This window comes from Salinispora mooreana (genome assembly GCF_000379065.1).
Lineage (GTDB): Bacteria > Actinomycetota > Actinomycetes > Mycobacteriales > Micromonosporaceae > Micromonospora > Micromonospora mooreana.
Genome location: NZ_KB900614.1, coordinates 2,703,636 through 2,717,017, shown reverse-complemented (window position 1 = coordinate 2,717,017; position 13,382 = coordinate 2,703,636). Strand labels below are relative to the sequence as shown.

The window sequence follows — 13,382 nt, the reverse complement described above, 5'->3', positions numbered from 1 at the left end:
AAAGTTAGGGGCGGAGAGAGATGCGAACACGCTTGGCCGGGCTTGCCCTGTCGTCGGCCGTGTTGACGGCGCTGGCGGGATGCGGGCTGTCCGGTACGGACTCCAGCGATGACCAGGTCGACATCACCGGCGAGGTCAAAGGCACTGTCACCCTGCAGACCTGGGCCCTGAAGCCCAAGTTCACCGATTACATGCAGGGTGTTATCGACGGCTTTGAGGAGAAGTACCCGGGAACGACCGTCAAGTGGCTGGACCAGCCCGGTGACGGTTACTCGGAGAAGGTGCTCAGCCAGGCGGCCAGCAATGAGCTGCCCGACGTGACGAACCTCCCACCGGACTTCGCCCTGCCCCTCGCCGAGCAGGGGTTGCTGCTCGACGTCGACCAGGCCGACGACAAACTCCGTGAGGAGTACGTCGCGGGCGCCGTCGCCTCCTACGAGTACGCCGGTCAGACCGGGGTCTACGGCTACCCGTGGTACCTCAACACCGACGTGAACTTCTGGAACACGGAGCTGCTGTCCCAGTACGGGTTGGACGAAACCAAGCTCCCGACCACGATTGAGGAACTGGTCGCCCAGGCCCGGATCGTCAAGGAGGAGTCCGACGGCAAGGTCCACCTGCTGAGCCGGATGCCCAGCGTCGAGGACCTGACCCAGGCCGGAGTCGACATCCTCTCGGCAGACGGCAAGGAGTTCGTCTTCAACACCCCCGAGGCCGCGGCGGTCCTCGACACCTACCGGGACGCGTTCGCCGAGGGGCTCCTGCCCCGCAACGTGCTGACCGACGCCTACCTCGGCAACATGGAGCTGTTCAAGAAGCAGCAGGTCGCCTGGACCACCGGTGGCGGTAACTCGATCAACACCATCAAGGTCGACAACCCGTCGCTGGCCGAGAAGATCATCGCGTCACCGGCGATCGGCACCCCGCCGCTGTACACCCAGGGGCTGTCGGTGGCGAAGGGCAGCGACAACCTGCCCGCGGCCATCGCCCTCGCCCGTTGGGTGACCAACGCGGAGAACCAGGCGGCCTTCGCTGAGGTCGTGCCCGGCATCTTCCCGAGTACAGTTGTCTCCGCTGAGGATCCGCAGTTCAGCGAGAGCGACGGCACCAACGCCGGGGACGCGAAGAAGATCGCCTTCACCTCGCTGGCTGAGGCGGAGCTGTTGAAGCCAGTCATCGTCGACCAGGGGATGACCGACTTCATCAATCAGCAGTTCTCCCTCGCGATCAGCGGGGAGATCACCTCGCAGCAGGCGCTGGACAAGGCAGTCGAGAAGTGCAACGAACTGCTCAACAACTGATCGGTCCGGCCGGGCCGGTCAGACGCTGACCAGCGGTGCTCGGCCGGACCGGAACCCGGCCGGCCGAGCACCGGCGCCGCCCCTGCCCCTGCCCCGGCGCCGGCCCCGCCGTCACCTGTCGTTGCGCGACTTACCGCATCGCCACGCCACCCACCGGAAAAGCAAAGCGGGACGTAATGAAAACTCAGCGTTGGTTCACCCCCTGGCTGTTGCTCGGGCCTGCCCTCGTCTGGCTGCTGGTGTTCAACCTCTGGCCAGCGATCAACACCGTGGTCCTCGCGTTCACCAACGCCAAGCCACTCGGCGGTGGAAGCTTCACTGGAGTGGCCAACTTCGAGCGCATGCTCAACGACGAGCAACTCGTCTACGCGCTGGTGAACAGCATCGTCTATATGTTGGTCTGTTTACCCCTGTTGCTCTTCCTGCCGCTGCTGCTCGCGGTGCTGTTGGAGAAGAAGCTGCCGGGCATCACGTTCTTTCGCACGGCCTTCTACACCCCGGTGATCGCCTCCGCGGTGGTCGTGGCGCTGATCTGGACCTGGTTGCTGGAGGACCGCGGCCTGGTCAACGGGCTGGCCCAACAGCTCGGCTTCCTCACCGAACCGCTGCCCTTCCTCAGCGGGCGCTGGTTGCTGCTGTTCAGCGCGATCAGCCTCACCGTGTGGAAGGGGCTGGGTTACTACATGATCATCTACTTGTCGGCCTTGGGGAACGTCTCGCGCCAGCTACACGAGGCGGCTGCGGTTGACGGCGCCGGTCCGATCCGTCGGTTCTGGTCGGTCACCGTGCCCGGGGTGCGCACCACGATGTTGCTGGTCAGCGTCCTGGTCACCGTCTCCGCGCTGCGGGTCTTCACCGAGTTGTTCGTCCTCACCAACGGCACCGGCGGGCCCGGCGGGCGGACCATGTCCCTGGTCATGCTCATCCAGATGTACAGCCGGGGCTTCACCGGACACCTCGGCTACGCCTCGGCGCTCAGCCTGTTGTTGTTCGTGATCACTGTCGGCCCGATGCTTCTCCTCCTGCGCCTGAACCGGAAGGCGGCCTAGCCATGACGCAGCTCACCACCCCTCCCGCCGGCGCTCCGGCGAAGACGCCGGCCCCCGCGCCGAAGCGACGGCGTCGGGGCTCGGGCTTCGGCACCATGGGGCGGCGCGAGAAGCTGCTCCGGTACGCGCTGCTGCTGCTGGCGCTGGTGGTGACCGTCGGGCCGTTCGTGTGGCAGCTGTCCACCTCCCTGAAAGGCGCCGGCGAGAACATCTACACCTCGACGCCGCAGTTCATTCCCTCCGATCCGACGTTTGACAACTACCTGCGGGTGGCCGAGACGATCCCCGTCCTGTCGTACGCCAAGAACTCGCTGATCGTGGCGGCGATGACGGTCACCGGTAACGCCGTGGGCGCCACCCTGGCCGGGTTCGCCCTCGCCAAGCTGCACTTCCGGGGTCGGACGCTGTTCCTCGCGCTGGTGCTCGGCACCCTGGTGCTGCCCGGCGAGGTGACGATCATCTCGCAGTACGTGACGGTTCGCAGCCTCGGTCTGGCCGACACGTTGATCGGTGTGGCGCTGCCCACCACCGTCGCCATGCTGAACGTGTTGTTGATGCGCGCGGCGTTCATGGCGATCCCCGACGAGATGGACGAGGCGGCGGTGATCGACGGTGCGTCAGCCTGGCAACGGCTGATCCACGTCGGACTCCCCAACGTGCGGGGCATGCTCAGCGTCATCACGATCTTCGCGTTCATCGGCGCCTGGGATGACTTCCTGTGGCCGCTGATCGTGTTGACCGACCCGCAGAACTACACCCTCACCGTCGGCCTGCAGTACCTCAGCGGTGCCTTCACCGCGAACCCCCGGGTTATCGCGGCCGGCACGATGATCGCGTTCATCCCGATCGTCATTGTCTTCGCGACGCTGCAACGGTTCTTCTTCCGCGGCGTCGAGGAGGGGGCGATCAAGGGGTAATCCCCCGCCCCGACCCACCCCCCATCCCCCTACCCCCATCGGAGGTGATCCTGGATGCGACGCCTGCTTCTGTCCCTGCTGGTTGGTGCCACAGTCGTGGCTGGCAGCACCCTCAACGCGGCCCCCACCGCGGCAGCCAACACCAGCCCGCAGGACGGCAGTCAGCCGTACGCCTCGTACTGGTTCCCGAACGAGATCCTCGACTGGGACCCGGCGACCGACCCCGACGCCCGCTTCAACCGAGCGACTGTTCCGCTCCAGAAGCGGGTCTCCGACCCCGCGCTGAAGGCCAACCCGAACGCGCGGGCCGGCGAGGGCGAGGTGGCGTCGCTGGTGTCGTTCGCCCCGACGTCGGACAACCCGTCCCAGGGCTCGCTCGACGAGAACTACTACGCCTTCGGTCACTGGCAGTACATCGACACCCTGGTCTTCTGGGGTGGATCGTCCGTCGAGGGCCTGATCCTCGCGCCGAACCCCACGGTGATCGACGCCGCGCACCGCAACGGCGTCAAGGTGTACGGCACCGTCTTCTTCCCGCCGGTCGCCTACGGCGGGAAGATCGACTGGGTGCATGACTTCGTCACCAAGTCGGGCTCGACCTATCCGGTCGTGGACAAGCTCGCCGAGGTGGCCGAGTACTACGGCTTCGAGGGCTGGTTCATCAACCAGGAGACGACCGGTGGCGACGCCGCCCTCGCCACCGAGATGCGCAACGCCATGACCCACGGCCGTAAGCAGGGCCTGGAGTTCATGTGGTACGACGCGATGACCGAATCCGGCCCCATCTCCTGGCAGAACGCGCTCACCGACGCCAACGACGCGTTCCTGGGTAGTGGCCGGAAGCCGGTCGCCGACTCGATGTTCCTCAACTTCTGGTGGTCCAACAGCCAGCGGCTCGCGGAGTCGCGGGACCACGCGCAGTCGCTGCGGCGCAGCGAGTACGACCTGCACGCCGGCATCGACACCGAGGCCAACGGCTACCACACCAACGTCGACTGGGACGCCCTGTTCCCGGCCGACGAGTCGCACGTCACCTCCCTGGGCATCTACCGCCCGGAGTGGACCTGGAAGTCGTCGAGTGGGCCCGCCGACTTCCGGGAGCGTGATTCTCGCTACTGGGTCGGTGCGAACGGCGACCCCTCGAACACCGCGACCTCCTCGCCCTGGAAGGGGCTCGCCACCTACGTCGCCGAGTCCACTCCGGTGACCCAGAAGCCCTTCGTGACCAGCTTCAATACCGGAAACGGTGATGCTTACCACGTCCTGGGTGAGCAGGTGCACAGCGGCGGCTGGAACAACCTGTCGTTGCAGGACGTGCCGCCGACCTACCAGTGGGTCGTCTCCTCGACCGGCACGAAACTGACGCCGTCGCTGGACTTCACCGACGCCTACGAGGGCGGTTCGACGCTGCGCCTCAACGGCACGCTGGACGCCACGAACACCGTGCGCCTCTACCAGACCAAGCTGATGGTCGCCGAGGACACCAAGCTGTCGGCGGTCGTCAAGACCCCGCAGGCCGGTGCCACCCACCTGAGCGCGGCGGTGGCGTTCACCGACGCCCCGGACACCTTCATCCCCCTTGACCTGGGCTCGACCTCCGGCACTGGCTGGGAGCGCCGCGTCCTGGACCTGTCCGAGTACGCCGGCAAGACGATCGCCCAGATCGGGTTGCGGGCATCGGCCGCCGAGGCGGTCCCGTCCTACGACATCAAGGTCGGCCAGCTCGCCGTCTACGACGGCATGGTGGACCAGGTCGCCCCACCGACCGATCTGACCGTCCTGGGCAGCACCGACGTCTCGGCGAGCCGGCAGACGCTGCGGCTGGCCTGGACCCCCCCGGCCCAGGGGACGGTGCACCACTACGAGGTGTACCGTCGCAACCCGGACGGCAGCCGTACCCTTCTGGGTGCCACGCCGAACGACGCGTACTTCGTGCCGCAGCTCGACCGGGTCGGCACCGAGACCAGCGTGACCATCGAGGTCGAGGCGGTCTCGACCGAGTACGGTCGCTCCACCCCGGCGACCACCACCGTCACCTGGTCCGGCACCGCGCCGACCACGACCAACCCGGCGCTCGACCGGCCGGCGAACCCGCCGAGATGACGACACATCCAGTGAGCGTCAACATCCGGTACGTGCGGCTGGTTGTCACCACCCTGCCCCAGAACGACGACCTCGTCGCCTGCGCCCACGAGTCTGTGGCCAGCGGCGAGTAGCCTCCCCACCTGCCACCGGCGCGACGTGTGCGCGCTGGTGGGCGTACCAGCAGAAAGGATGACCCCGTGTCGGTCATGATTACCGCCGTCGAGTCCACCGACCTGTTCGTCGGTACCGAGGACAATCCGCGTCAGGTGCTCCGCGTGACACTTGACGGTCCCGCCGGCCCGGTCACCGTAACCGGGCCCGGTGTCTCCGGTAACGCGACCGGCACGGGCGTCGTCGAGGTCCCCCTGGACATCGACGACCGAACCCCCGGCGCAAAGCTGCCGGTAACCGTCACGGCCGGCGACGCGACCGCGGAAGCCACGGTCGAGGTCGCCGAGCCGGGCTGGACGATGTTCCTCGTCTCACACTTCCACTACGACCCGGTGTGGTGGAACACGCAGGCCGCGTACACCTCGCCGTGGGAGCTGCTCTCCGGTGACGCCACCACCCGGCCGCTCTGGGAGCGCAACGGCTTCGCGCTGGTGGACGCGCACATGGACCTCGCCCTGCGCGACCCGGTGTACACCTTCGTCCTCGCCGAGATCGACTACCTGAAGCCGTACTTCGATCTGCATCCCGAGCGGCGGGCGGACCTGCGCCTGCTGATCGAGCGCGGCCAGGTCGAGCTGATCGGTGGCACCTACAACGAGCCGAACACCAACCTCACCGGCGCCGAGACCACGATCCGTAACATCATTTACGGCGTCGGCTACCAGCGGGACATCCTTGGCGGTGACCCGCAGACGGCCTGGCAGCTGGACGTCTTCGGGCACGACCCGCAGTTCCCGGGCTACCTCGCCGACGCCGGGCTGACCGGTTCGGCCTGGGCCCGCGGCCCGTTCCACCAGTGGGGGCCGATCCAGAAGAACTTCCGCGAGGCCAAGAACGACGCGACGGTGATGCAGTTCCCGAGCGAGTTCGAGTGGATCTCGCCGTCGGGGCTCGGTGTCCTCACCCACTTCATGCCGCACCACTACTCGGCCGGCTGGTGGATGGACTCCTCCCCGGACCTGGCCAGCGCCGAGAAGGCCGTCTACGAGCTGTACCAGCGCCTCAAGCCGGTCGGCGCGACGAAGAACCTGCTGCTGCCGGTCGGCACCGACTACACCCCGCCGAACAAGTGGGTCACCGAGATCCACCGTTCGTGGGCCGAGAAGTATGTCTGGCCCCGCTTCGTCTGCGGTAACCCGCGGGACTTCCTCGACGCCGTCCGCGCGGAGCTGGCCGCGACCGGACGCCGGCCCAGCCCACAGACGCGGGACATGAACCCGATCTACACGGGCAAGGACGTCTCCTACATCGACACCAAGCAGGCGCAGCGGGCCGGCGAGGTTGCCGCCGTGGACGCGGAGAAGCTGGCGACGCTGGCCGCGCTGGAAGGGCTCGGCCGCTACCCCGACGCCGCGCTCGACAAGGTCTGGCGGCAGCTCGCCTACGGTGCCCACCACGACGCGATCACCGGATCGGAGTCCGACCAGGTCTACATCGACCTGCTCTCCGGCTGGCGGGAGGCGTACGACCTGGCGGCCGCTGTCCGGGACCGGGCGTTGGACGTGCTCGTCGGGACGGTCGACACCACCGGTGACGGGACCCCGATCGTCGTCGCGAACACGCTCTCCTTCGTCCGCTCCGACCTGGTGTCGGTACGGCTTCCCGAGGGCCACGACGGTGGCCGGGTGATCGACGACACCGGCGCCGAGGTGCCGGCCGTCGTTGACCGGGGAACGCTGCGGTTCCACGCCGCCGACGTCCCCGCCCTGGGGTGGCGGACCTGGCGGCTGCTGCCGGGCGCCTCCAGCGCCGAGCCGGCCTGGACGCCCGCCGACGGTGCCGCGATCGAGAACGCCTACTACCGGGTCACCGCCGACGCCGAGCGCGGTGGCGGCCTCGACAGCATCTACGACAAGATCTCGAAGCGGGAGCTGATCCGCGCCGACCACCTCGGTAACGAGCTGCGGATCTATGAGGAGTACCCGGCCCACCCCGACTTCGGCGAGGGCCCGTGGCACCTGATCCCGAAGGGCCCGGTCGTGGGGAGCGCGGCGGCGGGTGCGACGGTCCGCGTCGAGACCAGCCCGATCGGTTCCCGCCTGGTGGTCTCCGGCGTCGTGGACGAGATCGGCTACGAGCAGACGATCACGCTGTGGCACGGTGTGCGCCGCGTGGACTGCCGGACCCGCATCGTCGACTTCGCCGGCGCTGACCGGCTGGTCCGGGTCCGGTTCCCGGTCGACCTGCCCGGCGCGCTGCCGGTCTCCGAGGTTGCCGCCGCGGTGGTCGGCCGTGGGTTCGCGTTGCCGGACGTGGATGCCGCGGAGGCACCCTGGACGCTGGACAACCCGGCCAACACCTGGTTCGGGCTCGGCTCCACGGCGCGGGTCTCGCTCTCCGACGCCGCCGGTTCCCCGCTGGGTGACCGGGCCCTCGGCGTCGCCGAGGTGGTCACGCCCACGCTCGACGAGGCGGCCGACGCCCGCGACCTGGTCGTCGCGCTGGCCGCGGTCGGTGTCACCGTGACCACCGCCAGCGCCGACTGGGCGCGGTACGGCTGGCTCGATGTCGACTCGAACCTGCCCGACTTCCGCATCGTCATCGGGGGGTCGCAGACCAACGACGCCGCCCGGGAACTGCTGGAGCGGGCGGGCCCGGAGTATGTCGAGGCGCTGGAGCAGCACGGCCGGGTCTGGATCCCGGCGGAGAAGCCGCTGCACGAGGTGTGGCAGCCCAACGCCGACCTGCGGGACCTGCGGGCGCTGCCGGCGCTCGTGGTCACCGATGTTGCCGCGCTCACCGAGGATGTCGCCGACGCCCAGATCCAGGCACGCTGCCCCGGTACGGTGCCGACCTCGGAGCTGCTGGTCGACCACACTGTCGCGATGCTCACCTACGGGCTGCCCGGCTTCGCCATCGACCCGACCGGCGCGCTGCACCTGTCGCTGATGCGCTCGTGCACCGGCTGGCCGTCCGGGGTGTGGATCGACCCGCCGAAGCGGACCCTGCCCGACGGCGCGTCGTTCCAGCTACAGCACTGGACCCACGAGTTCACCTACGCGGTGACCAGTGGCGACGGCGACTGGCGGGCGCTCACGCTGCCCGCGCAGGGCCAGGAGTACAACCACCCGCTGTACGGTCGGGTCGCCGAGAACCACTCGGGTCCGAAGCCGGCGACGCACTCGTACCTGGGGGTGGAACCCGCCCGGGAGGTGCTGATCGGCACGCTCAAGCCGACCGGCAACCCGATCGCGCACGGCGCCGCCGCGTTCTCGGACCCGGCGGACGCGGTCAGTCTGCGGCTGCTCGAGTCCACCGGGCTCGGCCGCTCCGCGACCCTGACCGGTGCGCTGGCCCTGTCCGACAAGCACCAGGCTGACCTGTTGGAACGTCGTGGTGCGGCGCTCGCGGACTCGATCGAGTTGGCGGGTTCGCAGGTCACCACGGTCGTCGGCGTACCGGCAGCGGCCCCGCGTAGCGAGGAACCGCTCGGGCCCGAGGTCGAGATCGCCCAGCCGGTGCACTCCCGGTACTGGTTGCACAACCGGGGCCCGGCGCCGATGGGCTACCTGCCGGTTTCCGTGGGTGTCTCCCCGGGGCTGCTGCGGACCGTCGGCGAGCCGGTCGAGGTCTCCGTGGTGCTCGCCTCGCACCTGCGGGACGCGGCCGTCGAGGGGACCGTCAGCATCCTCGCCCCACAGGGGTGGACTGCCTCGCTGGGCAGCCGCCCGTACCGGCTCGACCCCGATGGTCAGCTTCGCTTCGACGTCACCGTGACGCCGCCGGAGGGGGTGGAGTCCGGGCTGTACTTCATCACGGCGCGGACCGAGCACCTTGGGCAGACCATCGAGGATGTCACCACCGTCGCGGTCGGCGAGCTGCCCGCGCTGCTGCCGGTGCCCGGGGACATTCCGGAGGACTGGGACGCGGCGCAGGGCACGAAGGCCGAGACGGGACGTGACACCGGGCTCACGGTGGACGTCACCACCACCTCGGTCACCGTCGCCCCCGGTGGGCGGGCGACCATCGGCGTGTCTCTGCACAACCGCACTCGGGGGGAGATCCGGGCTGAGCTGCAGCTCGTCTCGCCCTGGGGCACCTGGGACGCCATCGCCGAGCCGATCCGCGGCGTCGCCTTGCCCGCGGGCGAGTCCGACACGATCACCTTCGACGTCGTTCCCCCGCGGGACGCCGATCCGGGCCGCTTCTGGGCGCTGGTGAAGGTGATGTGGTTCGGCCGTTGCCAGTACGCCCCGACGGTGGAACTGGTGCTGGAGCCATGACCACCGCGCAGCGCGACGAGTCGGTGCTGGGCTGGCTCGACGGACGGCCACTGGACCGTACGGAACTTGACCGCCGGCTCGCCGCCCTGCGCGGCGGGCTGCGGTCCTCCGCGCTGCCGGTGCCCGGGAGTGCGGAGGACCGGCAGCTGACCCGCTGGGTGGCGCAGGTGATCCTGACCGAACAGCTCTGCGTCGCGGAGGCCGAGGCCCGTGGTCTCGACGGGACGGATGCCCCACTGGTTCGGCTGGATCAGCTGGCCGCTGTCGAGTTCGGATCCATCACCGCCGCGGCGTTCGAGGGCTGCGCCGCGGTCCGGGCCCTGTATGCGGAGCTGACCGCGGAGGTCACCGCGCCAGCGGAGCAGGTCGCTGCCTATCGTGCGGCGACCGCTGCGCGGTCGGCCGGCGTCGTGTGGCAGCTCTCCTCGGCGGATGGCGACTTCGAAGCGACCCCGGATTCGTTGCCGGCGGCGTTGGCGGAGGCGCTGCGCTCGACCACGCCGGGGGAGACGGTCACCGTCGACTCGTGGACGGTGGTGCTTCGGGGCCGTCGGGAGTTGGTCGATCCGGCTCGTGACCCGACTGATCGGATCAACGACTCCGCACGTCGGGTGGCTTTTGTCCGGTGGCTTGACCACGCTCGCGCGCATCGGCTTCGGCTGGTGCCGGGGCTGGAACACCCGGGCGATCCGCACCAGCCCGACAACTACCACCGGCACTGACGGTCCGGCCGGGGCTGCTCGTCGCTATCGGCGACGAGCAGCCCCGGCCGGACTTTTGTGCTTGCTACTTGCTAATTCTGGTGGTGGCTGGACCGGCTTCGGCGGGTGAGGAAGATGAAGCTGGCACCGATGAGGATGAGCAGGGTGGCGGTGCCGAGCAGGCTGGGCAGGCTGGCCCCGGTGATGGGTAGGTCTGGGTCGGTCGGGTCGGTGGGATCGGTGGGGTCGGTGGGATCGGTCGGGTCGGTGGGATCGGTGGGGTCGGTCGGCTCGGTGACCGTGACGGTGACGGCATCGGAGTCACTGTTGGGGCAGAGGGTGGTGCTGCTGGTGTAGTGGGCGGTGATGGTGTTGGTACCGACCGGGAGCCGGGTGGTGTAGGTGGCGGTGCTGTTGCTGTCCAGGGGCACGGTGGCGAGGTCGGTGTTGTTGTTGCGGAAGGTGATGTCGCCGGTCGCGGGTCCGGGGTTGCAGGTGACGGTGGCGGTGAGGGTGACGTCCTGATCCGCGGTCGGGTCCTGCGGCGACACCTGCAGGTCCGTGGTGGATGCCGCTTGGAGCGTGGGCAGGGCCAGGCTGTGGTTGCCGCCGACGGCGGTGGTGGTCACGGTGGTGCCGGTGGGCAGGCTGACCGCAACGGGGGTGTTGCTGCTGCTGGCGATGCTGACCCCGCCGCTGCTGCTGAGAACCGCGCCGAGTTGACCGGAGGTGTTGTCGCCCCAGGCGAGGGCGGTTTCGGTGTTGGTTATCGCCACGGTGTGGTTGCTGCTGTTGGCGGCGATGGCGGTCAGCGTGGTGGCGGTGGGCAGGACGACCTCGACCGGGGTGCCGCTGGTGATGTTGTTCCCGTTGCCCAGCTGGCCCGTGGCGTTGTTACCCCAGCTGGCGGCGGTGCCGTTGCCCAGCAACGCCACACTGTGGATAAGGCCGGCGGCGACGGCGGTAACCGTGGTGCCCGGTGCCAGGGCGACGTTGACCGGCGCGAGGGCGTCGTCGAAGGTTCCGTCCCCGAGCTGCCCCTCTTCGTTGTCGCCCCAGGCGAGGGCGGTGTTGTCGGTGGTTATCGCCAGGCTGTGGGCGTCGCCGCCGGCGATCGCGGTGAGCGTGGTTCCCGACGGCAGGGCGACGGTGGTCGGCTCGTTGGTGTCGTTGATGGTCTCGTCCCCGAGCTGCCCCTGGCTGTTGCTGCCCCAGGCGAGTGCGGTGTTGTCGGAGGTCAGGGACAGGCTGTGGGCGGAGCCGGCGGCGACGGCGGTGGCCGTGGTGTTCGTGGGCAGGCCGACGACAACGGGTGTGCTGGTGTCGTCGAAGGTTCCGTCCCCGAGCTGCCCCCGAGAGTTGTCGCCCCAGGCATAGACGGTGCCGTTGGAGGCCAACGCCAGGCTGTGGCTGTCGCCGGCGGCGATGGCGGTGATCTCAACTCCCGTGGGCAGGTCAACCGAGACTGGGGTGTCTCTGTCGGTTAGCGTTCCGTCGCCGAGTTGACCGGCGGAGTTGTTGCCCCAGGCGAGCAGGCTGCCGGTGTTGGTCAACGCCAGGCTGTGAGAGCCACCGCCGGCGATGTCCGTGACCAGGGTTCCCGCGGGCAGGCTGACCTCGACGGGCGTGTCCCTCTGGTCGGTGGTCCCGTCGCCCACCTGGCCCTCCCTGTTATCTCCCCAGGCCAGGGCGGTGTCCGTCACGGCTGCGGCCGTCGGTGGCTTGTTCTGCGCGGATGCGGGCGACACGCCCACCGCCTGCGTGACCGTCACGGTCAGCGCGAGGGATACCCATCCGGCGGCGGCGCGTCTCGTCTGTTGCCCTCCAACGCCTCGGCCGAGCCGTTGACCGATTCCCTGCATCGTGCGTACCTCCAGCCGACAAATGACCGCTAATAGGGCAGCAGCCACCTTTAGCCACCTATACCCCTGTGCGGGTAGAAATGTCTCTACCGTCAGGATCAACGCGTGCCGGGCGTTAAGGGTGTCGGTCTGGGCAAAAGGACGATTGACGGGACGTCCGCGACCTGGGTCAGCGCCGGTGGCGGTAGCCGGCAACAGCGGCGTTCAGGAGCGGCTGTGCTGAGCAGCAGCGGCGCTCAGAAGAGCGTCAACGGCTGCACCGGAGCCGGTCGGGGCAGCGGCGCGAGCGCGGGGACGCGGGCGCGTACCTCGTCGTGGAAACGGCGGGCGAACACCGGGGCGTCGGCGTTGTCGGGAGTGTGGACGAAGAAGGTGGGCGAGCGGCCCTCGCGGAGCCAGCCGACGACGGTGTCGACCCAGCGCTGCCAGCCCGCACTGGTCTGGTCGGGATCGTCGCGGCCAAGATAACGGACGATCGGCCGGTCGGTCAGCGCCGCCGAGCGGAGCGGCATCCGTGGCTTCTTCGTCCAGGCATCCCGCTCCGCGTCGCTGGTCGGGGGGCGGGCGAAGAACGTGGTGGTGTCGAAGGGGATCCACTCGGTGTCGGTGGCGGCCAGCGTCCGGACCAGCAGCTGGGCCGCGCTGGCGTCGACGAAGAACGCGGGGTGGCGCACCTCGACCGCGTACCGGTGGGTCGGGGGAAGGCGCCGCAGGAAGCGGGCGAGGGCGGCCACGTCGCCCGGAGCGAAGGAACCCGGTAGCTGGATCCAGAGGGCCTGCGCCCGGGGGCCCAGGGGTTCGATCGCGTCGAGGAAGGCACGCAGGGGTTCGTCCACCGCACCGAGGCGGCGCTCATGCGTGACAACCCGGGGGAGCTTGAGCACGAACCCGAATGCCGGGTCGGTCTGCTGAGCCCAGACGGACACCGTCTCCCGGGAGGGGGTCGCGTAGAAGGTGGTGTTTCCCTCCACCGCCGTGCACCACCCGGCGTAGTGCCGCAGGCGTTCGGGTGCCGGTAGCGGGTGGGCCACCAAGCGTCCCTGCCACGCCTTGTGCGTCCACATCGCGCATCC

At 69.2% G+C, this 13,382-nt stretch carries 8 protein-coding genes; 6 read left to right on the top strand and 2 right to left on the bottom strand.

Features of this window, described 5'->3' with window-relative positions; translation table 11 throughout:
• The first annotated feature begins 20 nt into the window (after positions 1-20).
• The 6 genes from SALPAC6_RS0112790 to SALPAC6_RS0112765 all read left to right on the top strand — a co-directional run bounded on the left by SALPAC6_RS0112790 (position 21) and on the right by SALPAC6_RS0112765 (position 10,468).
• Positions 21-1,301 carry an ABC transporter substrate-binding protein gene (locus SALPAC6_RS0112790; protein WP_018253808.1) on the top strand — a complete coding sequence of 427 codons (1,281 nt, stop codon included), beginning with the start codon at positions 21-23 and terminating at the stop codon, positions 1,299-1,301.
• A 176-nt stretch (positions 1,302-1,477) separates the two neighbouring features.
• Positions 1,478-2,350 carry a carbohydrate ABC transporter permease gene (locus tag SALPAC6_RS0112785; protein ID WP_018253807.1) on the top strand — a complete coding sequence of 291 codons (873 nt, stop codon included), beginning with the start codon at positions 1,478-1,480 and terminating at the stop codon, positions 2,348-2,350.
• Positions 2,351-2,352: 2 nt separating this feature from the next.
• Positions 2,353-3,267 (top strand): carbohydrate ABC transporter permease, encoded by a 915-nt coding sequence (locus SALPAC6_RS0112780; RefSeq protein WP_018253806.1) that lies wholly within the window; start codon positions 2,353-2,355, stop codon positions 3,265-3,267.
• Between the two features lie 54 nt (positions 3,268-3,321).
• A complete protein-coding gene (locus SALPAC6_RS25850) occupies positions 3,322-5,370 on the top strand; it encodes an endo-beta-N-acetylglucosaminidase (protein ID WP_018253805.1) in 2,049 nt (682 codons plus the stop codon).
• Positions 5,371-5,549: 179 nt separating this feature from the next.
• Positions 5,550-9,746 (top strand): glycoside hydrolase family 38 N-terminal domain-containing protein, encoded by a 4,197-nt coding sequence (locus SALPAC6_RS0112770; RefSeq protein WP_018253803.1) that lies wholly within the window; start codon positions 5,550-5,552, stop codon positions 9,744-9,746.
• A complete protein-coding gene (locus SALPAC6_RS0112765; protein ID WP_018253802.1) occupies positions 9,743-10,468 on the top strand; it encodes a DUF7158 domain-containing protein in 726 nt (241 codons plus the stop codon). Before SALPAC6_RS0112770 ends, SALPAC6_RS0112765 begins: the two co-directional genes overlap by 4 nt.
• 71 nt (positions 10,469-10,539) lie before the next feature.
• Here the strand turns inward: SALPAC6_RS0112765 and SALPAC6_RS0112760 are convergent, their stop codons facing one another.
• Complete coding sequence (locus SALPAC6_RS0112760) at positions 10,540-12,309, bottom strand: RCC1 domain-containing protein (protein ID WP_026189621.1); 1,770 nt, start codon at positions 12,307-12,309, stop codon at positions 10,540-10,542.
• Between the two features lie 236 nt (positions 12,310-12,545).
• A complete protein-coding gene (locus SALPAC6_RS0112755; protein WP_018253800.1) occupies positions 12,546-13,373 on the bottom strand; it encodes a DUF72 domain-containing protein in 828 nt (275 codons plus the stop codon).
• Positions 13,374-13,382 lie beyond the last annotated feature (9 nt).

What these genes read in the sequence shown, in the direction of transcription:
- SALPAC6_RS0112765 (WP_018253802.1), top strand. Translation starts at nt 9,743, where the DNA reads ATGACCACCGCGCAGCGCGACGAGTCGGTGCTGGGCTGGCTCGACGGA.
- SALPAC6_RS25850 (WP_018253805.1), top strand. Translation starts at nt 3,322, where the DNA reads ATGCGACGCCTGCTTCTGTCCCTGCTGGTTGGTGCCACAGTCGTGGCT.
- SALPAC6_RS0112785 (WP_018253807.1), top strand. Translation starts at nt 1,478, where the DNA reads ATGAAAACTCAGCGTTGGTTCACCCCCTGGCTGTTGCTCGGGCCTGCC.
- SALPAC6_RS0112790 (WP_018253808.1), top strand. Translation starts at nt 21, where the DNA reads ATGCGAACACGCTTGGCCGGGCTTGCCCTGTCGTCGGCCGTGTTGACG.
- SALPAC6_RS0112755 (WP_018253800.1), bottom strand. Translation starts at nt 13,373, where the DNA reads ATGTGGACGCACAAGGCGTGGCAGGGACGCTTGGTGGCCCACCCGCTA.
- SALPAC6_RS0112760 (WP_026189621.1), bottom strand. Translation starts at nt 12,309, where the DNA reads ATGCAGGGAATCGGTCAACGGCTCGGCCGAGGCGTTGGAGGGCAACAG.
- SALPAC6_RS0112780 (WP_018253806.1), top strand. Translation starts at nt 2,353, where the DNA reads ATGACGCAGCTCACCACCCCTCCCGCCGGCGCTCCGGCGAAGACGCCG.